The sequence below is a fragment of the Gimesia sp. genome (assembly GCF_048260065.1).
Lineage (GTDB): Bacteria > Planctomycetota > Planctomycetia > Planctomycetales > Planctomycetaceae > Gimesia.
On the sequence record NZ_JBLXHC010000004.1, the window covers coordinates 442,561 to 468,466 of the forward strand.

The window sequence follows — 25,906 nt, forward strand, 5'->3', positions numbered from 1 at the left end:
TAACAAGGGGGAGTCTGAGATTTCTGTTTGCAGTGAAAACGGTGGTCCGTCCCGTCAGCGATCTCAATATCTGGAAATTCAGCAGGAAAGCCGGTTGTTTGCCATGTTTAGATGATTGCTGATGGCTGTTGACTTTTGGGACTGGGGTAGCTTGGCTAAACTATTCTGTATGAATTACTGCTGAGACTACAATGAAAGTCTGAGTGCTACACTAAAGTTTACTACGCCCTGGGGTTTCCTCAATGTATTTCCAGTTTCCCTGTGAAAAGTGTTCGAAAAAGCTCAAAGTCCGCGATGAAAACGTGGGTAAAAAAGTTCGTTGTCCCTATTGTCACCATACGATGCTGGTGAAAAAACCTGAGACACCGATAATTGATACTTCGATCGATGTCAGTGCTGCCAGCTCAACGAGCTCCAGCAGATCTTCCGGCAGCAGCAGTCGCAGTGGAAATAAAAATGTTTCCAGTGGCTGGGCCGATGGTACTGAAGTCAGCCTCTCTAAGAGTGGTGTGATTGCGGTCGGGGCTTCTATCGCATTTATCGCGATCATGTTTCCTTTCCGAAAATTTTACCTCGGTGAATTGTTTCTGGATCGAGGCTGGGTCCCCTTCGCGCTGGTCTTTTTGATGAGCTGGTCAGCCACGATTCTGATTTTGAAATACCGTAAGCTGGGAAAACAGAAAGATTCGATGTTGTTCGATACGCTGCCTACGGATATTTCTGAGGATATTTCAGAGAAGACCGTTGCCCGGTTTATCGATCATGTCAAAAACCTGCCCGTTGATCCCCGCGAAAGCTTTCTGGTGAACCGGGTTTTACGGGGCCTGGAACATTTCAGTGTCTTGAAAAGCAGTTCTGAAGTTTCCAGCCGTCTGCAGTCGCAGTCGGAAATCGATGCCACGGCTGTCGATTCCAGCTATACCATTCTCAAAGTATTCATCTGGGCGATCCCGATTCTGGGGTTCATCGGAACCGTGATCGGGATTAGTGCCGCCGTGGGGGGCTTCTCCGGCGGGATGGATAATGCCACCGATATCTCTGCTTTGAAGGAATCTCTGGGGAGTGTGACCGGTGGTCTGTCTACCGCGTTCGATACGACACTGGTCGCGCTGGTGATGAGTATGCTGGTGATGTTTCCCAGCAGTTCCATGCAGAAGTCAGAGGAAGACCTGCTGAACTGGGTGGATGAATACTGTAATGAAAACCTGCTGAAACGGCTTAAAGAACCCGATCATGGTGGCGGCGGAGGTGATGAAAAAGACCATCGTCGTCTGATTCAGAAAACCATCGATAAAGCGATGGCAAACCATCATGCCGAGCTGCAGACGTGGATCGAAAAACTGGAAGGGATCGGGGATACGCTGTCACAGCAGGTTGTCAAATCCTGGGGTAAGATCGACGATAAAATTCGTGAACAACAGGAAGCACAACTGGCAGAGGTGCAACAGGTCATGAAACACCTGGAAAGTGTGGAAGAGAAAATGACCGCTCTGCAGTCTGCTCATACCTCACATCTGGAAAAGATGAACGGCGAAGCAACGGAAATGGCAGAAGCCGCCGGTGTCCTGTCTCAATCCTTTAATGGAGTTCAGCAGGGATTGAACGGCCTGAATACGGTTCTGACGAACCTGGGTGAAAAGCAGGTACTGATTCAGCAGGTGGAAGCACCTCGTAAGGGCTGGGGATTATTCGGGAATTCGAAGAGAGTAAGATAACGTGGGTAGAAAGAAGAAGGATAGTGAAGAAACGGTTTCCCTGTTTCCGTTTCTGAGTATTCTGGCGTGTGTGATCGGTGTTTTGACGCTGATGATCACAGCCATGGCACTCAGTCAGATGGATCAACAGGATGATTCCCTGAAGCGCGTTGAAGAATTCGAGAAAGATCAGAAGGAAATTACCGAGAAGCAGCAGGAACTGGAACAGGTTCAAACCCAGGTGGAAGACTTGTCTAAACTGAATCGCGACCTGATTCTGGCTCTCGAAGAACTCAAAAAGCTGAAGCAGGAAAAAAGCAAAATCCCGACGGATATCACTCCGGAAGAGAAAGTAAAGCTGCTGGCGGAAGCCAATCGTCTTGAAAAACGGATTGCGGAAATTAAAGACGAACCGATGACGCTGCAGAAGGAAATAGACAAGCTCAAGGTTGAATTGAATAAACGGGAAAATCCGGTCGCTGCAGAAGTTCGTATTCAGCCGGGTGGGTCCGGCGTGGATCTGAATCCCACGTTTATCGAATGCACCAAAAACGGAATCGTCGTACTGGACGGGCCCTCGAAAGACCTGCATGTCCGCCGCGACGACCTTCGTAAGAGTTTACCATTCGTCGAATTGCTGGATAAGATCGGTGCCCAGAACAAAGGGACTGTGATCTTCCTGATCCGGGAAGATGCCGTCTATACCTATAATATCGCATCCAGCGTGGCTCGTTCCCGCTACTGTCCTAACGGCAAGTTGCCTGTGGAAGGGAATGGGAAAATTGATCTGAGTCGTTTTAAAAATGCGGCCGGTTAATTATTGTGAATCATAAATAAAAGCTCTGTCGAACGGATCGACAGAGCTTTTATTATTTCAGTATGCGTTGTGGGGGACCTTACTTTCGCAGGTCGTAACACATCAGTACATCCTGCTCTCGCAGGTAAAGCTTTCCGCCACATACGACCGGGTGAGCCCAGGCTTTACCGAGGACCTGATCTGCTCGGAAGGAACCTTTCAACTTGTAGCCTTCAGTCGTTGCTTCCACCAGGGCGAGTTCCCCGTTTTCATAGCGGAAGATCAGGTTTCCGTCTACAAATAAAACGGCCGCTGATCCACTTCCTTCCCCGCGGATGTCTCCACCCCAGACGACTTTACCCGACTCGAGATTCAGGCAAAGCGGGAATCCATTGTTATGACCGTGTCCACAGTAGATATGATCTTTATACAGGATCATACCACCATGATGGTTCTGCAGGGTTTTGGCATCCAGGAAGTAAACTTCTTCCGCTTTGACGCCGTCACCATCTTTCGAGAGTTTCAGCAGGGCACTGCCCGTTTTGTAACCGGTTGAACAGAAGACGTAATCGCCGGAAATAATAGGAGTGGGAATATTAGCGACACCATTGGCGACCGGGTTGTAGTGCCAGAGCAGCTTCCCGTCACTGGCACGTACGCCGATCACGCCTCGTCCGGTGAGCTGAACGTACTGTTTAACACCGGCTCCGTTGGAGATCACGATGGAAGAATAGCCGGCACCATCTTTCCCTTTATCTCCGAGATCAGTAACAGGAGTTCGCCAGATCTCCCGTCCTGTAGTTTTGTCGAGGGCGACCATCATGGCATTTTTTCCGCCTGGTGTGCAGAGGACGCGGTCACCGTCGATGAGTGGCGATTCGGAAAAACCCCATTTGGACATCATTTTTCCGTCCCACTCTTCTTCGAAGTTTTTCTGCCAGATAATTTCACCATCGGCAGTACTCAGACAGAAAATCGCGCCATTCGAGGCAATAGCATACAGCCGATCGCCGTCGATGGAAGGGGTGCAGCGTGCTCCGGGATAACCATGCTCGGGATTCAGTTCCAGCAGGTTGGTTTTCCAGAGGATCTTGCCATCGTCGGTATTGACGGCGATGACCGCCTGACCTTCCGGGAGGTTTCCTGTGGTGAAGAGTCGATTATCCTTGATCGAAACGCTGGCATATCCTTTGCCCATGCCACTGGCCGTCCAGATCAGTTTCGGCGGAGTTGCATTCCAGTCTTCAATCAGTCCGGTATCAGCAGAATGGTTCTGACGATTGGGACCACGCCACTGCTCCCAGGAGTCAGACAGTTTGGTTGGTTCGTTTGCTTTCGCTGACAGGGAGAGACCACAAACCAGTATGGCGCCCAGCAGGAGGCGAACAGGCATCGAATAGCTCATAATCAAATAGTCCTTTTTGAGATCTCCAGGCGAGGGAGGAATCCTGCCTGTGTCCGGGTTTAAGTAGCGTCTTCAGAACAATTGGGCCGAGTACCATTGTATGAGAGACACGGAGGTTTAAGGGAATGCTCTTTTAGTTTGAGAGATCGCCGCTGTTTTCCAGTGAATTGTGATTCAAAAGATACAACAAAGACCTCTTGGGGAAAGACACGAATGCACCGATAATTATATGACCCCGTCTGAGTGGCTGCAATCTATGTTGACCTGTTCCCGTCTCTCGGGAAGTCAATTTTGAATGACAGAGTTTTGGGCTGAAAGGTACTGCCCGCAGGCGACGACCTGAGAAAACAGCGTTTAGCGGGATTGACCTGCTGCCTCTGCGATCCGTGTGTACAACTCTTCTCTGGAGATTTCGTGAATCCGAAAGACCTTTAAGGCCGCCGTTTCCCCTTTATATAACTCTATTTGGGATCGTTTCAGATTGAGCGCTGACTGGATCACTTTGAGCAGGGCTTTGTTGGCTTTCCCTTTTTCAGGGACCTGTGTGACGCAGACTTTGAGCCGACCGTCATGAATGCCTTCAATCCCGTTCCTGCTGGATCGGGGTTGCGCACGAACAGGCAGTAGAATCGCAGTGCCGTCCATTTCCAGATTTAATGCCAGATTCACTTTGAATTCTCAATTCCCGGTTAAGGTGTCCAGCCCTTCAAACAGGGCACTACCGACACGGATGAGGGTGGCTCCTTCTTCGATACCCACCTCAAAATCGCCACTCATGCCCATCGACAATTCCTGCAGCTGGATGGACGAGGGAGAAATCGCCTGAAGTGTATCACGCAAAACGGAGAGTTCCCGAAAGACAGGGCGGGCGGCTTCCGGATCATCCACATGCGGGGCCATTGTCATCAGGCCACTGATCTGGGCGTGACTGTTCTGACAGAGCGATGGCCAGAGTTGCTGCAGTTCGGTTTTTTGAAAGCCTTTTTTATTTGCTTCGCCTGAAAGGTTCACTTCAATCAGAACACGCGGCTTCAAGCCAGATTCTCCGGCGACCCGATCGATGGTATTCAGTAATTTCTCCGAATCGACCGAATGAATCAGATGACTGTGCTGGATTGTTTTTCTGACTTTATTGCGCTGCAGAGGGCCGATAAAGTGCCAGTGTACATCCGGGGGAAGGAGTTCAGATCGTTCCTCGAGTTGCTGAGTGCGGCTTTCTGCCAGATCACGGTAATCAAGTTTGGTCAGTTCCGAGACCCATTCCAGTCGGGCATATTTGGTAACGCAGATGAGTGTTACCGATTCGGTGGCACGATCTGCTCTGGTACACGCCGCTTGAATCCGGTTTTTTATCCCCAGCAAATTCTTTTGCAGGAGGCCAGAGAGGTCTTCCATTACCGGTAATCATCCCGTTCAAATTATTAGAATTCTTGCTCAGATTCAGCAACGAATGATGCTGAGGTTACGCTCTGAATCATATCTTCTGGCACTTTCGAAATGCAATCGGGAGCCAGATATCAAACAGAGATTTAAGCGATCACTTTGCCTGTAAAGCGAACCCCGAATTCCCAGAATTCTTCTTCCTGAATTTCTTTCTGTCTGACAATTTCTGAGCGGAACCAGGCGATCTGAGTCCCCTGTACAGGAACTCCTACCAGAATATTGTTGCGATAGATCGGAAACGGGTAAATGAACGAGAGGCCGGATTGTGAGATTGAACGAGACCAGACTTTGATCGTCGTGGTCTCCTGCTCGTCCACGGCATCGCTGTCCGGGAGTGAGATCCAGACGGTTCCTCGAAAGTCTTTTCTTTCGTGTGCCCGTTTTTCGGAATAGTGCACGCTGGTTCGTTGATCAATACGGTCTAATGTATCCAGAACACGTGAGACGGCCCGGTTCTGTTTAACAGTATATTGGTCTAGATTTATCAGACTCATGGGACACACCCATTTAAGAAATGAAATGGAAGTTGGTGCCTATTCAATTTGAAAAGGTCAAGGTTTGTATAGGATTACTCCAACTATAGGTCTTGAATTATTACAGTCAAATCCCTCCTTCCATGAATCAATAAATTTTGATCTATCGAGATGCTGTTGTGTTTAGTAAACATTTAATTCTGAACAGTTTCCAGCTTTGCCAGAAATTCCTGGAGCTGATAGACCTCTCCGTTCAGGCATTCAATAAACTGTTCCGCAGCTCCAGAATTGCCTGATTCGATGATATTTTTGACTGCATCTTTGATTTTTTGAGCGGGGGTATATAAATCAACTGACTGATTGTTTGCTGAACCATCAGGAGCGCCCATCATCATTTCTTTTAATGTTTCACGCAGTTCTCCCTGATCCAGGGGTTTAAACATGATTTTGGCAACACCCAGTTCCTGTGCCAGTTTAAGTCGTTGTACATCTTTGTCATTTGAATTCTTCTCCAGGCGTAATGCCGTCATCAGAATGAACTGGGGGGGCTCTAACTGGCCGTCATCTGTAAATCGTTCCAGATGCTGAGCTTCTTTGAATAAATCGACACCATCCATACCGCGCATCATCAGGTCTGTAATGACGATATTAATATCATTGTCCGTTTTCAGCAGATTCAATGCTTCAAAGCCGGATGTCGCGGAACAACACCGGTAACCGAACTTTTCGATGAGTCGCGCATGAAAGTGGCAGGAATAACCAACGTCATCGACAACTAAGATTTTCATTACATCAACCTCTGGTTCAGAACCATGTTTAGCGGGTAAAGTGATTTCAACGGCTGACTTGAGCCATGAATGTGTTCAACTCTGTGATCAACTCCTGCATTTCGTTCTCCAAAGCAGCGTAACTGATTGAAGCATCCTGTAATCGATTTGACTTTCCATCATCCTCTAAAGTCTGCAGCAGCAGATAGGGTTCACCTTTCGTATAGTTGGCGACGGTTCCTTTGAAGCCATGTGCAGTCAGAGCTAATGTTTCTGCCTGTTTTCGCTCTATAGCCAGACCGATTTCACACATTTGGTCGGAAACAGTGCACATAAAAAGCTCGATCAATTCTGCAAGAAATTCGGTATCTCCGATTGCCATATCCAGAATTCGATCACCGTCAATCAGACGCCACTCTCCTGCATTGTTTGTTGTATTTGTGTTCGACATTTACATTTTCCTAACCGGGATTTTGCATAGTACAAGCGTGAATTGCGGGAAATGAAATTTCGCTGAAGTGCAAAGATTCTGTGAAAATATCATCAGGCCTACAGGTAAGATTAGGTTCCTTTTTCAGCGATGTGGGCAGATCATCAGAAACAGTTACCGTAGGAGGTTTTTTTTGTAGGAGTTCTAAGTTCTGTGTCGATTGAGCGTTTAAAATCGGCAAAGAATCCAGCAAAATTTGTACTTTAGTATGTTTCTGTTCCGTTCCTGAGACATGCGGTTTGAGGTATTTACCTGTTGTTTTGGTACCGCGCATGCAGTTGCGCACCTCTGTTTCCAGTTAAAAACTGCTCTTAATTCTGAAAAAGCAGAGACGTGGAAAGGCTGCGGCAGAGGAAATCTGGCAGTAGCGACTGGTCCCGCCTGGTTATCGTTTTTCTGTAGCGTCTGTCATGTGAATCACGACGCGACATTGAAATCAGGCGATACTCTAAATTTGAAAGTCGTCATCTGTTGCAGCGGGGTGAGCCAGTTCTTCGAGAACTTCCCGGACCAGACTCTCTGGAATTTCTTTGAAGACTTCGACGCGGCCCAGGCTGGTTGGCAGTACAAATCGCAGTTTCCCGCCAACCGTTTTTTTATCGAGTTTCATCCGATCGATGATCTGGTCATTATCCAACTGGACGCCAGCCGGCAGAAGTACCGGTAAACCAAGGGCTTCTAGCAGCCGGATTTGCCGTTCTGTTTCCTGGTGAGAAATCAGTTCCAGTTTCTCAGCGAGATAGCTGGCATAGATCATGCCGATAGAAACCGCTTCGCCGTGCATCAGTTCCCCGTAACCACAGAGTGCTTCGAAAGCATGCGCAAAAGTATGTCCATAGTTCAGAATCGCACGCAGTCCGGAGCGTTCATGTTCATCCTGTTCCACAACTTCCGCTTTGAGCTCGCAACTGCGGGCGATGATGTTGCGCAGGACTTCAGGATCGCGCTGATTCAGCGCCTCGATATTCTGTTCGAGATAATGAAAGAAGCGAGAATCCAGGATCACGCCATACTTCACTACTTCAGCCAGGCCGCTGCGGTAATCCCTGAGAGGCAGTGTTTCCAGTGTCGAGGTATCGATGAAAACGCCTAAAGGCTGGTAGAATGCACCAATCAGATTCTTTGCCTGGGGATGATTCACTCCCACTTTACCACCGACTGAACTGTCAACATGCGCCAGCAGTGAAGTCGGGACCTGGACAAAGGGAAGGCCGCGAACATAAGTTGCTGCGACAAAACCGGCAGCATCTCCCGTGACACCGCCCCCCACTGCGATCACGACGGTTTGTCGGTCTGCTTTCATGGCGACCAGTTTATCGTAAAGACTGGAAATCACTTCGAGCGATTTCGATTTTTCACCCGGCTCAATGATCGCGGTTTCAAATTTCCAGTCTTTTGATTTCAGACTGTTTTCGATCTGGGTGGTATGCAGCGTCGCAAGATTTCTGTCAGTGATAATCAATGCCGTCTTGCTGCCGTCAGCCAGCGCATTCCGGTAGGCGGGATTCTGGTTCATCCAGGTTTCCAGAGTCTCAGCAAATTGCGCAAACTGGTTGCTGACAACCGAAATATGGTAACTGCGAGGTCCCAGGGCGACATTCACGTCTAAATTCTCTGACACGTTACTTCCTTTGTTGCTTTTAAATCGCGTCAATAGCCGATTGAAAACCATTTTGACTCAGGCTTTCGGCAGGCCGATTCATCATGCTTCTATCGTAACTCTGATACGGGATGAAGTCACGTCGGATCGACACAAATCGAGCATCAGAAACGGTTTTTCGGCAGCAGGCACGTGACAATCTGGTGCCGCCTGCTAAAATATTCCCGAACATGATGACACCCCGTGACAGTCAGATTCAGTCGATGCAGGATCTGGTGCCCGTTCTCAGTCGTAGTGATGGATTTGCTGAAGTAACAGCAGCTCTGCGGTCCGGACAGAGCGGGACAATTGACGGAGCCTGGGGAGGATCTTGCGCGCTGACTGCGGCCAGTATCGCTTCCGCTCTGGATTCCGTACTGCTGATCGTGCTTCCGCGTCTCTCTGAAATCGATGAATTTACCGGTGACCTGGCCAGTTTCCTGGGAATCATCCCCGAAATCTTTCCTGCCTGGGAGACTCTCCCGGACGAACATGATGTTGCCGATTCGGTATTTGGCGGACGCCTGCGCGTACTGAGTCAGTTGCAGCAGTCAGGGGAAAAAACGTCGTCTCCCCAGGTGATCGTCACCTCATTTCCGGCACTGTTGCAGCCTGTGCCAAGTCGAAAACAGAGGCAGGAAGCGACGCGTCGCATTCAGGTCGGTGATGAAATCGATACGGACGCGTTTATGAAATGGTTGCTGGAGCGTGGTTTTGAACGGACTACGGCAATTCAGCTTCCCGGCGAATTCAGTATGCATGGGGGGATTCTGGATCTTTACTCCCCGGATGCCGCCCTGCCGATTCGCATTGAATTCTTCGGGGATGAAGTGGAATCGATCAGGCAGTTCGATGCGGAAACTCAGCGAACTCTCGAAACCTGTCAGCAGGTTGACCTGACATTGATTTCACCTGTTCCTGCCTCTTCAACCGACAGGCAGCCACAAACTCTCACCCGTGACGAAGACGGTAGCGCCTCGGAAAGTCTGTTGGATAATCTTCCACCTGATGCCTGCATCGCATTGGTGGAACTTCCCGAGTTGATCGAAGAGGGCAAACGTTATCTGGATCGCCTGGAAAATCCACGTGGTCTGTTCAGTGTGCCGGCAACGATGTCGCGTTGCACTGATTTTCCTTCTGTCACCATTGCACCGATCTCTGCTGAATCGACTGAGATCTCCTGTCATCTGCAAATCGAATCGGTAGAGCGATTCACGCGGGCCAAGTCGGAAATGCTGGAAGAACTGGCGTCGATCACCGGCCTGCAGGATACCGTGCTGGTCTGTTGCCACAATCAGGGGGAACAGGATCGTCTGCAGGAACTGCTGGATGAGTCTGACCTGGATCTTTCTCAACGCGTCAAAACCTGTATCGGCAACCTGGCGCTGGGATTTCGCATCGTCCCCGAACATCTGGTGGTACTCAGCGATCACGAGCTGTTTGGGCGAGCTGACATCAGGCACAAGCCTCGCAAACGCAAAGTCGAGAGCCGGGCGATTGACAGTTTTCTGGATTTGAATGTAGGCGATTTCGTTGTGCATCTTTCGCATGGAATTGCCCGTTTTCGTGGTCTGGAACTGCTGGAAAAGGAAGGGTATCGAGAAGAGCATCTTTCCCTGGAATTTCGTGATAAAGTGCAGATGTACGTCCCCGTTTCACTGGTGCATCTGGTTCAGAAATATATTGGTGGCGGCAAACATGTACCTCAGTTATCAAAACTGGGTACGAAGAGCTGGGCCAGTAAAAAAGAAAAAGCGGCCCAGGCAGTCCGGGATATGGCCAGTGACATGCTGCGTCTGCAGGCGATGCGATCAGGGCAACCCGGCATCTCCTATCCTCCTGACAGTCACTGGCAGAAAGAATTTGAGGCATCGTTTCCCTATACGGAAACCTCCGACCAGTTGCATGCTATCAGCGATGTTCGTCACGATATGGAACGGCCTCAACCCATGGATCGTCTGATCTGCGGCGATGTCGGATATGGAAAAACGGAAGTCGCCATTCGTGCCGCCTTCAAAGCCATTGACGCCGGGAAACAGGTTGCCGTCCTCGTGCCGACAACGGTGCTGGCAGAACAGCATACCCGGACTTTCAGCGAGCGAATGGCCGACTATCCGATTACCATTGAAGGACTCTCCCGCTTTAAAACAAAAAAAGAGCAGCGGGCGATTCTGGAAGGCATGGCGACTGGCAGCGTTGATCTGGTGATCGGCACACACCGTCTGATTCAGAAGGATATCAAGTTTAAAGATCTGGGGCTGTTGATCATCGATGAAGAACAGCGCTTTGGTGTGGAAGCCAAAGAGATGCTGAAACGTTTAAGGTTACAGATCGATGTGCTGACCTTAAGTGCCACTCCCGTTCCGCGAACACTGCATATGTCTCTGCTGGGAATCCGTGATATTTCCAATCTGACCACAGCGCCCCGTGATCGTGTTCCCATTGAGACGAGGATCACCCGTTTCGATCCGGAGTTGATTCGCCATGCGATGGTCAGGGAACTGAACCGTAATGGGCAGGTTTATTTCGTGCATAATCGTGTTCATGATCTGCAGAAATACGCCGATCGAATCCAGCAGATTGTCCCGGAAGCCAGTATCGGGATCGGCCATGGACAGATGAAAGAGGCAGAGCTGGAAGAAGCGATGCTGAACTTTGTGTCCGGCAAGGTGGATATCTTTGTCTGCACGACGATTATTGAAAGCGGGCTGGATATTCCCAATGCCAATACCATTTTTATCCATGATGCGGGAAATCATGGATTGTCTGACCTGCATCAGTTGCGGGGACGCGTAGGACGATCACATCATCGGGCCTACTGCTATCTGCTGTTGCGCGACGGACAGATTCTGACTCCGATTGCTGCCAAGCGACTGAAGGCCATTGAAGAGTACAGCGAACTGGGGGCCGGATTCAAAATTGCCATGCGCGATCTGGAAATCCGTGGTGCCGGTAATATCCTGGGAACCGAACAGAGTGGTCATATCGCAGCCGTTGGTTACGAACTCTATTGTCAGTTACTGGAAAACGCCTGCCGGAAACTGAAAAATGAACCGATTCGTGAACATCACCACGTGGCGATTGATCTGCCTTGCGCTGCGTATCTGCCTTCCGATTACGTTCCTCCCGGGCGTATTAAAATCGAGCTTTATCGAAAACTCTCGGCAGTGCGCACGCTCGATGAGTTGAATGCTCTGGAAGAAGAAATGGAAGACCGCTTTGGTTCCATCCCCCATCCTGCGAGACAATTATTGATTTTGAAAGAATTACAAATCCTGTCTCAACGCTGGCAGGTTGACAGTATTCGCCTGGAAAATAACTTCGCTGTACTAGGCTATCGGGACAAAAATCACATACTGGCACTGTCAAAAAGCAATCAAGGCCGGATTCCCGTCCGGATTGTGGATCAGAAATCAGCCTACATTCCATTGCCGAATTCTACTGAGAATGTTGAAGCAGTGATGCAGGAGCTTAAAACGGTATTGCAACAATCTTTTGATCCTGCCTATAATCCCGCAGCATCGCCCTGACAGGCTCAACAGATGAACTCCCCAAAACGTTCATTGGTTGAGACAAGAGTGATGTAAATCCTGATTCAGTCTGTCTCCCTTCCTTACACCTCCCTTGTAATTCGGGCTGAATTCAAAACTAAATACTGATTGTCTCTCAAATTCCCGGTAAATAATTCGTTCATTATGCAGGATGCATCTTGATGCGCTACGCGCAAATATATTTATGGATGATTGCTGTTCTCAGCATTTCAGGGTGTGAAACGACTCCTAAAGTCGACAACCCGGTGCTGGGGCCACCCCCTCCACGTCTTGAGTCTGCGCTGAAACAGCAGAAGCTGGAACACACGCAGATGGCCAGTCGGTCGGATGAGAGAAAAAATCTTCTGGAAGGGGACTTTCAGGAATCTGAGAACCCGTTCGAAACACCGGTGATCACTGTCGCATCATCTTCTGATACTTCCATAACCAAAGCCGTTGATGATTCCGTTGAGGAATTAAAAGACAGCACTGTGGTCGCTATGGTCAACGGGACACCACTTTTTGTCTCGGATATTCTTGGTGTCTATGAATTTCAGTTGAAGCAGGCTGAACAGAGAATGGAGCCTGAAGAATATCAGAAACTACGAACTGCTCTGGTGAAACGTGACCTGAAAAGCCACATTGACCGGCAGTTGCTGATTCATGAGATGAAAACCACTCTCAAAAAAGAACAGCTGGAGATGCTCCAGGAACATCTGGACAAAGCGTTTGAAGAAGAGCGAGTTCCCGAACTGCAAAAAAGTGTGGGTGCCGGCTCTCCTCAGGAACTCGAAGAAAAACTGAACCAGCAGGGCCGTTCGCTGTATTATGAGAAAGAACTGTTCACAAAGCAGCAGTCTGCTCTTCAGTTCATGGCCGTCAAAGCGAAAGCGAAAAATGATTTCAGCCGTGAAGAAGTTCTGGCGCGTTATAAATCCAATATTCAGGATTATGCCTACCCTGCGAAAGCACGCTGGCAGCGAATTCGGATCAGCTATGCAAAGCATGGCGGTAAAGACAAAGCCGTTGGTGTGCTTGATGAAGTGATTCATAAACTGCAGGCTGGAGAAGATTTTGGTGCGTTGGCCGAAAAGTATTCAGATGGGCCACGGGCTGAAAAGAAAGGACAATGGGGCTGGACCGGTCGAGGCAGCCTGGCTGAATCAGACGTTGAAGAAGCGCTGTTTCAGTTACCCATTGGACAGACCAGCCAGGTCTTCGAAACCGATAATTCGTTTCAGATCGTAAAAGTTTTAGATCGGAAAGAGGCAGGGCACACACCATTTGCTGATGTGCAGGAGAAACTGGAGCAATCCATGATTAATGATTCCCGTATGAAAGCAACCAGAGAAACCCTCGACAAGCTCTACAAAAAAGCAATCATCGAATCGATGTTTGAATACGAAACTCCAGATGAAAATATTACAAATTAAGCGGCCCTGTGAAGGCCGATCATGAAGCTCAGGTTAAGATTTGCTTCATGAAATACAGAGTGAAAAAGTATTTTGAAAACCATGCAAATTAAATTGAAATATTTGTCAAAATCATATTGACCTGAATTCGGCAAATCGATTATTACCCGCACACACTTCTCTCTACTCTCAAAAAATCAAATCACACTATCATTTCTCTGACAATCGTTTGTTAAATTTTGCCTGATGGCAAACATTCAATAGCGTTTCGTTTTTCTGGAATCCTGGTTGGTCCTGCAAAACTCGTATGGCACTAAATTCAGAATTCGGACTAAAATCCTACCCATAATAGATAGCGAGTTGGAAGTCATGATGACTCCTCAAAAAAAACATAATCACAGTTGGTGTTCTGGCTTGAAGGAGGGACCTACATTGGGCAAGGCATTTGGAGTACTGGCCTGTACGACGTTGATCGCAGCGTCGATGTGGCTGGCCAATCTCGGCAACACGACCAGGAAGGTCGCTGCTGATGTCGAGAATAACGGTCAGTCTGTTTCTGGGCGTCAATTACGCTCAGCTCGTTACTACCTGAGTCTCGGGACTCAGTATTATGAACGAGGACAATACGCCGAAGCGGTAGAGGTGCTCGAAAAAGCCTCTGTCTCTCCGGGACGGCTGTCTTCCGCCGAGTTCCGCAAAATGAACGAGTACCTGGGCAGGGCTCGGACAAGAGCGGCAGCTCCCCGGAATAAACAGATTGTCCGAGCACAGTCTCCTGCAACCGACACCGAATTCGCGACAAGCTTTTCGAGTCCTTCCGGAAAATCTCCAGAAGAACAGAAGCAACTGGCACGACAGTTACTTCAGTCCGCTCGTGAAGACATTAAGCTGAATGAACTGGCCAAAGCCCGTCAGAAGGCAGGCCAGGCCGCAGCCATGCGACTGGAATACGGTCCGTTTGAAGAACGTCCCGAACAGGTTCTCGCAGCCATCGCTCGCGCGGAACAACGCATGCAGAAAAATGCTCCTGTTCAACAGGCGGGAGGATTTAATACTCAGAACGCACAGATCGTTCAGGTCGCCGGTATCGAAGAACCAGCGGGAAGCAATCCCTTCTCACCTTCCGCTGCAAATCCTTTTGATGGCAGCCAGGACAGAAAACTGACTGAAAAAGAGCAGGCTTCCGTACTCCTTAAGCAGGCTCGCCAGTCATTGAATGCCGGTAACTATGATGATGCCCGCACACTCGCTTTGCAGGCTCAGGATTATGATGTTGCCTATAAACTGTTCGAAGAACGCCCACAACATATCCTGGCAGAAATCGAACGTAAGACCGGCACCAAAATCTTCGCAGGTAAATCAGAGCCGGCACAACAGATGGCACAGTCACCTGCTGCTTCCTCTGAAAAAGAACAGGCTGCACGACTGCTGAAACAGGCTCGCGCAGAACTGCAGACGGGTCAACTGGATTCCGCACGGGCTCTGGCACAACAGGCCAGCCAGCTGGATGTTGCCTATCGACTGTTTGATGATCGCCCGGAACTGGTACTCGACGAAATTAAACGAGCACAGTCTGGTGCAGGTTCACTTGCTGCTGCAGGAAATTCGGGTTCTACCCAGATGACTGCGGCTGAGGGAGCTACCAAAGAACAGGCTACTGAATTATTGCGACAGGCTCGCCTGGATATTAAGAAACGAGATTTTGCAGGAGCTCGTCAGAAAGTTCAACAGGTTCAGGGAATGAAAGTTTCCTACGATCTGTTTGACGACCGCCCTGAACTGGTGCTCGCAGCCATCGATCGTATCTCCGACGAAGCTGCTACAATTTCCGGCATCAAAGGTCTGCAGCAAAATCAAGATGCGATTCGTCCTCGAATCAACCGTCTGATGGAACAGGCACAGGTTGCTCTGCAACAGGGTAATAAAGATGAAGCGTTGATGCTGGCATCCTCTGCTCAGAAACTGGCAGAGACATTGAATATTGAATTTGCTTCCAACGGCGAATCTCCTTCTGCTTTCATCAAGCGAGTCGGAACCAGCACGGAAAACAAGTTCAATCCAGGCAATTCCGCCAGTGAAATGAACAATCCTGAGTATGCTCGCAAGCTGGTCGCTGCAGCACGAAACGATTTAGCTCAAGGGCGAATCGAAGATGCTCGACAGAAAGCCGAAGCAGCTCAACAGGTAGATACTGCTTACAGTCTGTTCGAAGATCGTCCCGAACAGGTTCTGGCTGATATCCGTAATATGGCCGGACAACCGGGCGGACTCTCACAGGAACAGCTGTATGCAGCAGAAAATGAACGTAAAAAACAGATCTCATCGAAACTGGTTGCCCAGGCAAGAACTGATCTGAAAGCCGGTCGTCTCGACTCTGCACGGGTGAATGCCCAGGATGCTTTGAGAGTTGGCGTCGAATTCAAACCCGGTGAAGACAGTCCACAGGCAATTCTGCGAGACCTCGAATCACGTACGGCTGCACAACAGGGACAGGTTGCCCAGATGAAGAAGAATGAAGCCAGCGAAATCGCTGTGATTCATCCTGGTGCCTCTGCTCTGGAACTGTATAACCTTGGTATGCAACGTCTGGCTGAAGGTAATCGGGAAGCCGCTTACCAGTCCTTCCTGGCCGCATATCAGTCAGGTGAAAAACTGGACAATCATCGTGCACAACAGCTGCAGGATGCCGTTCGCGAACTGGCACCTTCACGGGCAGACAAGATCCGCCTGGTGAAGAACCAGACCTCTGCCGACGGACCTGTTGATGCTGCTGGTGAACCAAGTACGATTGACCTGGTTCAGCAGAAACAGGCCATCGAGTTCAGCCGCCTGCGATCTGATGTGCTGAATGCCATCTTCAAAGCAGAAAGAATGCGTGAATCGGCTCCGACCGACGCGTTGAGTATTATCGATCAGACCATGGCGAAAGTCGAAAGCTCCAGCCTGGATAAGAAATCAACTGCGACTCTGATCGGATCACTGCAGCGGACCCGCGAGTCCATTGACTCCTTCCGTAAGCAGGTCGCTCCTCTGGAAGAGCTGAAAAAGCAGAACCAGGAAGTCGAAGAGTATATTGATGCTCGCATCAAGAATAAAATTCGGGTCGAACAGGAACTGGCCGATCTGGTAGAGAAATTTAATGAACTGGTCGATCAGCGACGCTATGCGGAAGCAGAAGTGATTGCGAAACAGGCCAAAGACCTTGATCCACAAAACCCTGTGACCGTCACCATGGAATGGAAAGCCAAGTTCCTGAGACGGGATGCATCCAACAATGCGATGCGTGATCGTAAAGAACAGAATGTCTGGAATCAGTTGAACGATGTGGAAGAATCTCTGGCAGATGCCTACACACCGGATATCAAGTTTGGTCACGATGCCAAAGAGTGGGCTGAATTGTCTAGAAAACGTGAAAAATACCATGCTAAAAATCATAACCAGAAAACAGAGAAGGAACTGCAGATCGAAGAGAGCCTGGATCGTCCGGTCAACCTGCTGTTCGAAGATGAACCTCTGACAAACGTGATGAACAAAATTCAGGCTCTGACCGGGATCAACATCTTCCTGGACAGTCTGGGACTTGAAGAAGAAGGGGTCACACCGAGTGCTCCCGTCACAATCAACGTCAATGGAATCAAGCTGCGAAGTGCCTTGAATCTGTTGCTCGAACCTCTGAATCTGTCTTACACAATTGATAACGAAGTATTGAAGATCACCAGCCGCATCCGTCAGCAGGGAACTCTGACTACACAGACCTACCCTGTTGCTGACCTGGTTGTACCGATCCCGAACTTTGCCGCTAACGGTAGCATGGCCGCTAATCCCTACAGTCAGATGGGAGCGATCAGCTATGGTTCTGGATTTGGTGGTAACCAGGGTACACCTGGAAACTTCCAGGTAGCTGATCCTGTGATGGGTGGTGTACCGGGCTCCAATCCCTGGAACAACAACGGAGCGACAGCTCAGGTTGCCGGTGGTGGATCCAATATCGACTTTGATTCACTGACCGAATTGATTGTCTCAACCGTCGAACCCGATTCCTGGGAAGAGATCGGTGGGGCAGGCAGCGTGCGTCCTTTTGAAACCACTTTGAGTCTGGTCATTCGTCAGACACAGAAAGTGCATGATGAAATTGCCAACCTGCTGGAGCAGCTGCGAAGACTGCAGGACCTGCAGGTTACCATCGAAGTTCGCTTCGTGACTGTATCAGACCGGTTCTTCGAACGAATTGGTGTCGACTTTGACTTCAACGTTCAGGATACCGTTGGTAACCCGACTGTTGATAACAGCGGGAACCCCGTACCAGGCTTCGGTCAGGTCAACCTGTTAAACAGTACGAACCAGAATGGTGGTGGTCAGAATACTGGCGGCCAGCAGGGTCAGCAGGGGCAGAATACCACGAACGGTCAGACAGGCGGACAAGGTGTCGCTCCCTTCAGTGACCCACCAACGCGAACACTGCTCAACTATGATACCTGGCCTAAGAAAGGTACTGTTGTCGGGATGGCTTCTCCTGAGTCATTCACTCCCGACCTGGACGTGCAGTTCCGTCAGGGATCATTTGAAATCGGTGTACCTGAATTCGGTAGCTTCAACGCCAACGCCGGTGTGAATGTGGGTCTGGCGATTCTGAGTGACATCGAAGCCTTCTTCTTCATCAACGCCGCTCAGGCAGATGAACGGTCGAACCTGATGTTTGCTCCGAAAGTAACACTCTTCAACGGTCAGGTTGCCTTTGTGACCAGTAACGTATCGCGACCATTCGTGATCAGTCTGGTGCCAACCGTAGGTAACTTTGCAGTCGGCTTTACACCTGTCATCGCGAACATTCCTGAAGGGGTCTCCTTAACAGTCTCGGCTGTGATCTCTGCAGACCGTCGCTATGTACGACTCTCCGTCAATCCTAACTTCACCAACGTCACCGACGTCTTTACCTTCTCCTTCCAGGGTGGTACAGGCGGTGTCGGCCAGCAGGGCCAGCAGGGTCAGCAAGGCCAACAGGGCGGTCAGCTGGGTCAGCAGGGTGGTGGTAACTTCGGTAACGGAGTGGGAACCGGGGTTGGTGGTATCGGTGGTGCCGGAGGGACCGGACAAACAGGTGGCCAGCAGGGCCAGGTTGGCCAGCAGGGTCAACAGGGCCAGCAAGGTCAGCAGGGTGGCGGTCTGGGAACCACAACCATTCAGCAGCCTGTTGTTGAGCAGGTGACTGTGACAACCACAGTCAGTGTGCCCGACGGTGGTACTGTTCTCCTGGGTGGTGTGAAACGACTCCGTGAAGGTCGTAGCATGGCCGGTGTTCCAATTCTGAATAAACTGCCTTATGTCAGCCGTCTGTTCAAGAATACCGGTGTGGGACGTGAAACTGAAAGCCTGATGATGATGGTCACTCCCCGTATCATCATCCAGGAAGAAGAAGAGGAGGCTCTCCTCGGATACTAAGGAAAACGGAGTTGTCCACTCGTGGGCAACTCCCCGAAGTTGCAGATCGCGGGATCTGCAGAGGGGCTGATCGTCAGCAGCCCCGGGCTCTGGCCGTCGCGAATTCTCCCCCCCTGATTCGCGGCGGCTTTTTTGTTTTAACGATTCACCAGATATACGTTTCTGTACAGACAGGGCTGCTGAATCGATCTTGTGATAAAAACCGGATTTCAACTAAACTTTCGCCGATATAAATTTTCATTGAGCGTCTTTGAAAGGAATGAAAAGCGTGATATCAAGAAAGAACTTTCTGATTGTTGCAGTCGCTTTGTGTGCTTCTCTCTGGGCGGGAAATCAAGCTTCACTCCAGGCTCAGGCACCTGAAAACTACCGTGTCAAAATGGAGACCACACAAGGCACATTTCATATTGATGTAACACGCAGCTGGAGTCCGCACGGGGCAGATCAGTTTTACAGACTGGTTCAATCCGGGTTTTACAATGACTGTGCTTTTTTTCGAGTTATAGATGGCTTTATGGCGCAGTTTGGTATCAACGGTGATCCGGAAGTTCAGAAACAGTGGCGGGATCGGAGGATTCAGGACGACCCGGTGGGAAAACCTAATCTCAAAGGTTACGTCTCGTTTGCCAAGACCAGCGAACGCGATTCAAGAACAACTCAAGTTTTTATTAACTATGGTGATAATCGCAGGCTCGATAGATATGGATTCGCGCCTTTCGGATTCGTATCACAAGCAGATATGAAAATTGTGGAGGCACTGTACTCCGGATATGGTGATGGCTCTCCTACGGGTCGTGGACCAACTCAGTCAAGAATTCAATACGAAGGCAACCACTATCTGAAACGGGAGTTTCCCCGGCTGGATTACATTACCAGAGCAACGATCGTCGTGAGATAACGTTCCTGTTGACCTGTGTAGCAGACGATACCTGACACATGATTGAACGAATGCTGTTTCGATACCACTCAATCATTGAGATGTGGTTGAATAAAGAGCGCCTTTTTTTCCCCAGGCAAAGTAAAGTCAAAGCCACAGTTTTGAAAAAAGACGTCTGAGGATGTTACCACCATCACTTCCAGAATATTTCTTTGACGGGCCCGGTCGACACAGGCCGAAACCAGTTTTTTACCGACACCAATACCCTGCCGATGATCGGCGACGACCAGGCTGCGAATTTCAGCCAGTTTTCTGGAGTAGATCTCCAGTGAAGCGAAGCCGACAATTTCCTCGTTTTCTTCAACCTGTTCAACCGCGACAAACCCGGTTTCCACTAATACATCGAGTTCTTCCGACGTGCGAGGTAAGATTTTTTCCTGCTCCACAAAAGGGACAATAAATTCAGCCAGCTTGCTGATATCCTCATGTTTTGTAGTACGGATGTGAATATTCTCAATCATTTAAGAAGAACTTTGTTATATGAAAAAAAGTTGATTTGTTCACACTCATTGTGAAGTGCGAACATCGAATTTCATCAAATCAGGAGCTCTGACTCTTTTTCTGAAGTCGGGAAAAGGCAGACTCTCTGGTGGTGCAACTCGAAGGCCTATTAGTTATGGTATCGCTAATGACCATTACTGATGTCACGGCCGCAGTATAATTGATTGCCGGTAGATAAGGTAATGAGTCTATGAAAAAATCTCAGTTTTTAGTTTTATGTGGCTTAATCTGTCTGACTTTTACTGGTTGCAAAGGCTACTTTCAACCAAAAGAGGAATCAGGTTCGGTGTCGGTCAGTTCCGATTCCCGGCCACAGAGAAGTACCAGATCAGAAGAAATGGAAGTTTACGTGAGTGACGAAACAACGCCAGGTTACTTAACCACAGCGAGCGGATTGAAGTACCGGATTGTCCGTGAAGGTAGCGATGTTAAACCGGGACCAACTGATCATGTGACCGTTCATTACCGTGGCACACTGGAAGACGGCACTGAATTTGACAGCTCCTACAGTCGTGGAAAGACCATCTCGTTTCCATTGAATGGTGTCATCAGAGGCTGGACCGAAGGTCTGCAGTTGATCGGTGAAGGGGGAGAAATCGAACTGATTATTCCTTCCGAACTGGGATACGGTGCCCAGGGCTCACCTCCAGTCATTCCAGGCGGAGCGACGTTACACTTCCGCGTTGAACTGTTTAAAGTAAATTAGTCTGTGCCCGGATATGCTGCTGCGTTTCAGAGACTATCCGGGCCGAGTTGGAAAGAATGAGACGCGCTGGTGATATGAGATACGTTGCAGTTGATGACGCGCAACATCGGCTGTTCTTTTTGTTATCTATCGAATCAATTCAGGAGAGAAACAGTGACCCACTGTTGGCATGATGTGACACCGGGGCAAAACCTGCCTCGCGATTTCACCGCCGTGATTGAAATTCCGACCTTTTCCAAAGTGAAGTATGAGTTGGATAAAACTACGGGACTGCTCAGGCTGGACCGCATGCTTTATTCTGCAGTCCATTACCCCGCCAACTATGGGTTTATTCCCCAGACACTGGCTGAAGATGATGACCCGCTGGATGTACTGGTGCTCTGTCAGGAACCTGTGGACCCCCTGACAATTCTGGATGCCCGGGCTATTGGCGTGATGACCATGATCGACAGCGGTAAGCCTGACCACAAGATTCTGGCTGTCGCTGTGAACGATCCGGAATATAACCCGTTTACAGAAGCTTCAGAACTGCCCCCCCACCGGCTGGCAATGCTGAGGCGGTTTTTCCAGGATTATAAAATGCTGGAAGGAAAAACGGTCGAGGTTGAAGAGTTCCAGTCTGCTTCCGCTGCATTTCCTATCATTGAAGATTCTCTGCAGCGTTACAGCAGTCAGCGACGTCGCGGCTTTCTATAAGAAACCAACATGTGCGTCAGCATTCAAATGAAAAAGCAGCTGTTCCAATAATCAGGAACAGCTGCTTTTTTCGATTCAGAATATCCGAACGATTAAATCGGGTTATCCGCATGAATCTGGATCGTCGGAATGCGAACACGATGCAGGGCAGCTCGAATTTGTTCCTGAATCGCCGGCGTCAGCTGCTTCAGTTCAGTTGTGAAAACCTGATTGCCCAGAATCTGGTTGACATTTAAAGCCGGGCGATTTCCCAGGTGGTGATCGAGTTCGACCATGCGGACCGATCTGTCTTTTGTGGTTCGACTGAGAAAGACACGGGTAAAACGATTCTTGCCTTGCATATATGGTTTGACCTGCAGCCGAAAACTGGCTTTCCCCTGCAGCGCCAGTTTGAGTTCCTGCAGTCGCTCATTAATCATCATCTGCACATGACTGGGCATATCGATAATCTGATCGGAAATCTCTTCGATACTGCCTTTGAACTCCAGTGTCTGCAGTGTTTCACTTTCGTCTTGATAGCTGACTTTGACCGAGTACCCGTCATTGATACTGCCCACCAGCAAAATACAGAGGTTCTGTATTGTCGACATGGGAACATGGTGGAACCCGAGTGGCGATTTGCTACTATTCGGATTCTTTTCACCGGAGCGGGCAGCGACCGGTCCATCCTGTTTAGGACGTGTTTTGGGAACCGAGTCTTCCAGCACATCTGGATTCTTAGGTGAGATGTCATGTCCCACCGGTTTCACGGTGAATTTATAATTTCGATACAGTTTCTGGGTTAAAGTGACCTCGATTGTCTGCTGTTTAGATGCACGGATCACACCTAATTTCACTGTGCTTCCTTTTTCGGAATCCAGCACATATTTGCGAAGTGTGTCAGAAGAGGTGATTGCCTGATCGTTAAATGTCGTCAGAACATCATACATTTGCAGGCCAGCCTGCTTGGCAGGAGAGTCAGGCAGAACCAGTTTGACACTGACTCCCTGTCCTTCTTTCATCATGGCGTTCAACTGAGCAGCGAGGGCGGCTTGAACCGGTTCTGTCACGATGCCTACGAAGTTTCGCAGGTGGGTTTCACCTGTCGGGCTGCTGGTAACCTGAAACCGGGCTTTTGCTTGGCCGGTTTCAGCAGCTGCTTTGGCTGCAGCAGGCATCGCCTGTTTTGAAAGACTGGAATTGTTTTGTTTGACATTTGCCTGGTCTGGTTTTTCCGCCGATACCGGCTGGTCATCTGCGAACGCTGTTTGACCGGCCAGCAGTGAAAAAATGAGACCGCTCGTTAAGAACCGTCGACACTGTTTCATTGTACTGCCTTGAATTGATTCGAGAAAGACCGCTCCCTCATCTGGTTACGTAATCGCATCCGTTCAGGATTGATCCTTCAAGTGGCCCGTATTAAAAATTCCTACTTACCCGCATTTCATAACATTGATTTCGCAGTAATCGTTGATTACTGACCGTTCCCATCGCTCTCGTCTCCAATCAGAGACAGACCGGCTTTGTTTACCGGAACGAAATCAATGGTTAACTCCGGCATGGACATTTTGACGTTCGAACCCGTTCTGGGATTCTCAACCGTAATGTTCGTCCATGAGAGTTCTGTTCGCTGTTCAACAGGTCCCAGTTCTGTATTGTAAAGTGTAATATCAATCGATTCCTGAACGTTCTTATCAACCTTGGGAGTCATTTCCATCGGGCTGTTGCCATGATCAACGACCACCAGAGTGTTGGGTTCCAGTTCTTCGAAATCGTCAGTCTTCTCAGTGACTTTTGGAGTATTGTCTGTTTCAGGTTGAACCGGTGCGACGCGATCGACGACTACAGGATTGGGTTCAGGTAAAAACTGAATCAATCCAATTCCCAGCGCCACACAGGCACAGAGAGCAGAAGTCAACAGGCCCAGTTTAAATGCCCGATGACGTCGAGACGTGAACGGGTCAACGTTTGCGTTTCCCACCGTTTGTGTCTGTGTCTGCCGAAATCGTTTTTCGAACTCTTCATCGGAGACATCAGCAAGTTCCTGAAGTTCTGGAGGCATCTCCTGCCGAAAATATTCGCGCAGGACACTTTCCAGCTCATCATCATTCCCGAGCATTCCTGAAGTGTCATACGGTTTCATGATCTATCCCCACTTTTTCCAACTCTTCACACAGCCGCTTTCTCGATCGAGAAAGCCTCATATCAATAGCTGACGTCGAAGTATTGAGCGCTATCGACATTCGTTTTGACGACCATCCTAGTGCGTAACGAAGTACGAGTACCTCACGGTCCTCGGCTCGAAGTTGTTGAAGTGCTTGCCGGATTCGGCTGTTTCTCTCTTCATTTTCCAGATCCTCCGATGGATCTGAAGTTTTACCTACAATGCTGTCTAAATAGTCTGCAGGCCTCGCTGCATGATTCTGCCGACGGGCATAGTCGCGCAGCCAGTTTTGAGCAACAGTCAAAACCCAGGCCCGGATATTTCGAATTGACTCTATTTCTTGTGATTGTAAACGTACGAACGCTTCCTGGAGCGCGTCATAGGCACGATCCGAATCGGAGCATTGTGCATATAATAATGCCCAAATTTCTCGACCTTCTCGTAAATATACCGCCTCAATTTCTGCCGACCACCGATTGGCCTGCTTGTCAGGCATGCAAATTCCAATACGTTAGAAGAGGGAAAATCTAAGTTCATGGGAGAGTGCCTGGCTGCAAAATTCGTCTTTGCCAGCCTTAGCAACACTCTGCTAACTCACATGCACTAGAATAGACGGTATCCAGATCAGAATCTAACCTCCATTCAGCATATTTCGGGTTTCGGAACAGATTCTAACCTGCCTTGCCCCCACTGTTTAACATTTCTGAAATCGACCGGAAAAGGTGGTCTGTTTGTATCTTGTTTGTAAATAATCACTTAGGGTGACATGTCCCCCTGGTAAGATTCCAGGGGGACGGTTGTCGGGAATCTCACCGAACTTCGGAAAAAGCGGGTGAGAAACAGCGAATGTCAGTTGGTATCCAATAGATTACACCAGCCAATCCTGATGCGTTTAGACTGTGTCCCGTTTTACGGTAGCGTCTCCACGTCCATTGGGACCGAGTCTATTAGATTGAAAGACGCTATTGTTAAATGCGATGCGTTTAGAACTACTGAATCGCCGAATAAGGGAGCGGTTCCAGATAGACATTGGTGATCTTCGAGACCGTTCCTTTGTATTTGTCCATGTTCTTCATTTTCTCCCATTTCGGATGAGAGCGAAATCCATCCCAGTGTTCATCATGTGCAGCCCGATTGGGAGCAGACAGCATGTACGTCAGGTTGGGAACATCGCCGCCGATCAGCATTTCACCAAAGAAGACAGGTCCCAGTTTTACGTCTTCCATGATTTCAATCTCACCGGAATTGAACATGTCCACTTTGAGTTTCGCCAGCTTTTCGTTGTGGCTCTCATAGGTTCGCAGTTCAAACAGATTCGGTCCCTTCCCTTCCGGTCCTTTCAATTGCGGCATCCCTTTGAAGGCTTTCATCAGTCGGCTCTCAATCCGTGTGAAGGCGGGAGACTCTTTGGGGAAAGAAAAATATTCAGCAGCAGCCTGATGATATTTTTCGTCAGTTTCCAGCACATCATTCAGCGACGCAAACTGCTCGAGCGAATTAAAGGGAATCAATACGTACAGGGAGTGTTCATCTTTGGCATCGATCTGCTTGAACACGCCGACCTGGGTAATTCCAATTCGTTTTAACGCCGGCAGCAACGCCTGCTCCAGATAGTTACCGACAATTGCCTGCTTCTCTGCCGAAGGGGTACGGTAAATTCGCAGTTCGTAAAACTGCTGTTTCGCTTTCGAGTCTGCGGAGTGTACATTCTGCGTGACACCCAGCGCGACGGCGGCACCTACGGTGCCCGCCAGAAACTGTCGTCGGTCGGTTTTATTCTGATTCATGATAATCCTCATTAATTGCAGGAAACTGATACAAACTTGAATTCGTGA

General features: G+C 49.2%; 21 protein-coding genes. 8 read left to right on the forward strand and 13 right to left on the reverse strand.

Annotated features, from left to right (window positions below):
* Positions 1 to 242 precede the first annotated feature (242 nt).
* Both ACN0YN_RS10220 and ACN0YN_RS10225 read left to right on the forward strand, forming a co-directional pair.
* Positions 243 to 1,715 carry a MotA/TolQ/ExbB proton channel family protein gene (locus tag ACN0YN_RS10220; RefSeq protein WP_417384904.1) on the forward strand — a complete coding sequence of 491 codons (1,473 nt, stop codon included), beginning with the start codon at positions 243 to 245 and terminating at the stop codon, positions 1,713 to 1,715.
* Position 1,716: 1 nt separating this feature from the next.
* Positions 1,717 to 2,511, forward strand: a complete 795-nt coding sequence (locus tag ACN0YN_RS10225) for a hypothetical protein (RefSeq protein WP_417384905.1) — start codon at positions 1,717 to 1,719, stop codon at positions 2,509 to 2,511.
* A gap of 79 nt (positions 2,512 to 2,590) precedes the next feature.
* Here ACN0YN_RS10225 and ACN0YN_RS10230 read toward each other — a convergent pair whose 3' ends face one another.
* The 8 genes from ACN0YN_RS10230 to aroB form a co-directional block, all read right to left on the reverse strand.
* The gene (locus ACN0YN_RS10230) at positions 2,591 to 3,895 is read right to left on the reverse strand and encodes a PQQ-binding-like beta-propeller repeat protein (RefSeq protein ID WP_417384906.1); all 1,305 of its coding nucleotides are present in this window, start codon (positions 3,893 to 3,895) and stop codon (positions 2,591 to 2,593) included.
* A gap of 354 nt (positions 3,896 to 4,249) precedes the next feature.
* Complete coding sequence (locus ACN0YN_RS10235) at positions 4,250 to 4,564, reverse strand: DUF167 domain-containing protein (RefSeq protein WP_417384907.1); 315 nt, start codon at positions 4,562 to 4,564, stop codon at positions 4,250 to 4,252.
* A 9-nt stretch (positions 4,565 to 4,573) separates the two neighbouring features.
* Positions 4,574 to 5,290, reverse strand: a complete 717-nt coding sequence (locus ACN0YN_RS10240) for a YggS family pyridoxal phosphate-dependent enzyme (RefSeq protein WP_417384908.1) — start codon at positions 5,288 to 5,290, stop codon at positions 4,574 to 4,576.
* A 134-nt stretch (positions 5,291 to 5,424) separates the two neighbouring features.
* The gene (locus tag ACN0YN_RS10245) at positions 5,425 to 5,832 is read right to left on the reverse strand and encodes a PilZ domain-containing protein (protein ID WP_417384909.1); all 408 of its coding nucleotides are present in this window, start codon (positions 5,830 to 5,832) and stop codon (positions 5,425 to 5,427) included.
* 173 nt (positions 5,833 to 6,005) lie between these two features.
* Positions 6,006 to 6,599, reverse strand: a complete 594-nt coding sequence (locus ACN0YN_RS10250; RefSeq protein WP_417384910.1) for a response regulator — start codon at positions 6,597 to 6,599, stop codon at positions 6,006 to 6,008.
* A gap of 46 nt (positions 6,600 to 6,645) precedes the next feature.
* Positions 6,646 to 7,029, reverse strand: coding sequence for a hypothetical protein (locus tag ACN0YN_RS10255; protein ID WP_417384911.1), 384 nt, complete (start codon positions 7,027 to 7,029; stop codon positions 6,646 to 6,648).
* Positions 7,030 to 7,039: 10 nt separating this feature from the next.
* Positions 7,040 to 7,342 (reverse strand): hypothetical protein, encoded by a 303-nt coding sequence (locus ACN0YN_RS10260; RefSeq protein ID WP_417384912.1) that lies wholly within the window; start codon positions 7,340 to 7,342, stop codon positions 7,040 to 7,042.
* 174 nt (positions 7,343 to 7,516) lie between these two features.
* Positions 7,517 to 8,689: a 3-dehydroquinate synthase gene (gene aroB, locus ACN0YN_RS10265; protein ID WP_417384913.1), complete on the reverse strand. Its 1,173-nt coding sequence runs from the start codon at positions 8,687 to 8,689 to the stop codon at positions 7,517 to 7,519.
* A 110-nt stretch (positions 8,690 to 8,799) separates the two neighbouring features.
* Between aroB and mfd the strand changes: the two genes are divergently transcribed.
* From mfd to ACN0YN_RS10285, 4 genes are all read left to right on the forward strand, one after another.
* A complete protein-coding gene (mfd, locus tag ACN0YN_RS10270; RefSeq protein WP_417384914.1) occupies positions 8,800 to 12,237 on the forward strand; it encodes a transcription-repair coupling factor in 3,438 nt (1,145 codons plus the stop codon).
* A gap of 182 nt (positions 12,238 to 12,419) precedes the next feature.
* Positions 12,420 to 13,670 (forward strand): peptidylprolyl isomerase, encoded by a 1,251-nt coding sequence (locus tag ACN0YN_RS10275; RefSeq protein WP_417384915.1) that lies wholly within the window; start codon positions 12,420 to 12,422, stop codon positions 13,668 to 13,670.
* A 411-nt stretch (positions 13,671 to 14,081) separates the two neighbouring features.
* Entirely contained in the window at positions 14,082 to 19,088 is a 5,007-nt protein-coding gene (locus ACN0YN_RS10280; protein ID WP_417384916.1) for a hypothetical protein, read from the forward strand.
* Positions 19,089 to 19,356: 268 nt separating this feature from the next.
* Complete coding sequence (locus ACN0YN_RS10285) at positions 19,357 to 19,986, forward strand: peptidylprolyl isomerase (RefSeq protein WP_417384917.1); 630 nt, start codon at positions 19,357 to 19,359, stop codon at positions 19,984 to 19,986.
* 68 nt (positions 19,987 to 20,054) lie between these two features.
* On the opposite strand, the gene ACN0YN_RS10290 is transcribed toward ACN0YN_RS10285, so the two are convergent.
* Positions 20,055 to 20,486, reverse strand: a complete 432-nt coding sequence (locus ACN0YN_RS10290) for a GNAT family N-acetyltransferase (RefSeq protein WP_417384918.1) — start codon at positions 20,484 to 20,486, stop codon at positions 20,055 to 20,057.
* A gap of 389 nt (positions 20,487 to 20,875) precedes the next feature.
* Between ACN0YN_RS10290 and ACN0YN_RS10295 the strand changes: the two genes are divergently transcribed.
* Positions 20,876 to 21,232, forward strand: coding sequence for an FKBP-type peptidyl-prolyl cis-trans isomerase (locus ACN0YN_RS10295; RefSeq protein ID WP_417384919.1), 357 nt, complete (start codon positions 20,876 to 20,878; stop codon positions 21,230 to 21,232).
* Positions 21,233 to 21,385: 153 nt separating this feature from the next.
* Entirely contained in the window at positions 21,386 to 21,928 is a 543-nt protein-coding gene (locus tag ACN0YN_RS10300; RefSeq protein ID WP_002647797.1) for an inorganic diphosphatase, read from the forward strand.
* A gap of 92 nt (positions 21,929 to 22,020) precedes the next feature.
* Here ACN0YN_RS10300 and ACN0YN_RS10305 read toward each other — a convergent pair whose 3' ends face one another.
* From ACN0YN_RS10305 to ACN0YN_RS10320, 4 genes are all read right to left on the reverse strand, one after another.
* The gene (locus ACN0YN_RS10305; RefSeq protein ID WP_417384920.1) at positions 22,021 to 23,235 is read right to left on the reverse strand and encodes a PDZ domain-containing protein; all 1,215 of its coding nucleotides are present in this window, start codon (positions 23,233 to 23,235) and stop codon (positions 22,021 to 22,023) included.
* 146 nt (positions 23,236 to 23,381) lie between these two features.
* A complete protein-coding gene (locus ACN0YN_RS10310; protein ID WP_417384921.1) occupies positions 23,382 to 24,050 on the reverse strand; it encodes a hypothetical protein in 669 nt (222 codons plus the stop codon).
* Positions 24,037 to 24,567: an RNA polymerase sigma factor gene (locus tag ACN0YN_RS10315; RefSeq protein ID WP_417384922.1), complete on the reverse strand. Its 531-nt coding sequence runs from the start codon at positions 24,565 to 24,567 to the stop codon at positions 24,037 to 24,039. Before ACN0YN_RS10315 ends, ACN0YN_RS10310 begins: the two co-directional genes overlap by 14 nt.
* Before the next feature lie 493 nt (positions 24,568 to 25,060).
* Positions 25,061 to 25,858 (reverse strand): NIPSNAP family protein, encoded by a 798-nt coding sequence (locus tag ACN0YN_RS10320; protein ID WP_417384923.1) that lies wholly within the window; start codon positions 25,856 to 25,858, stop codon positions 25,061 to 25,063.
* Positions 25,859 to 25,906: the final 48 nt, after the last annotated feature.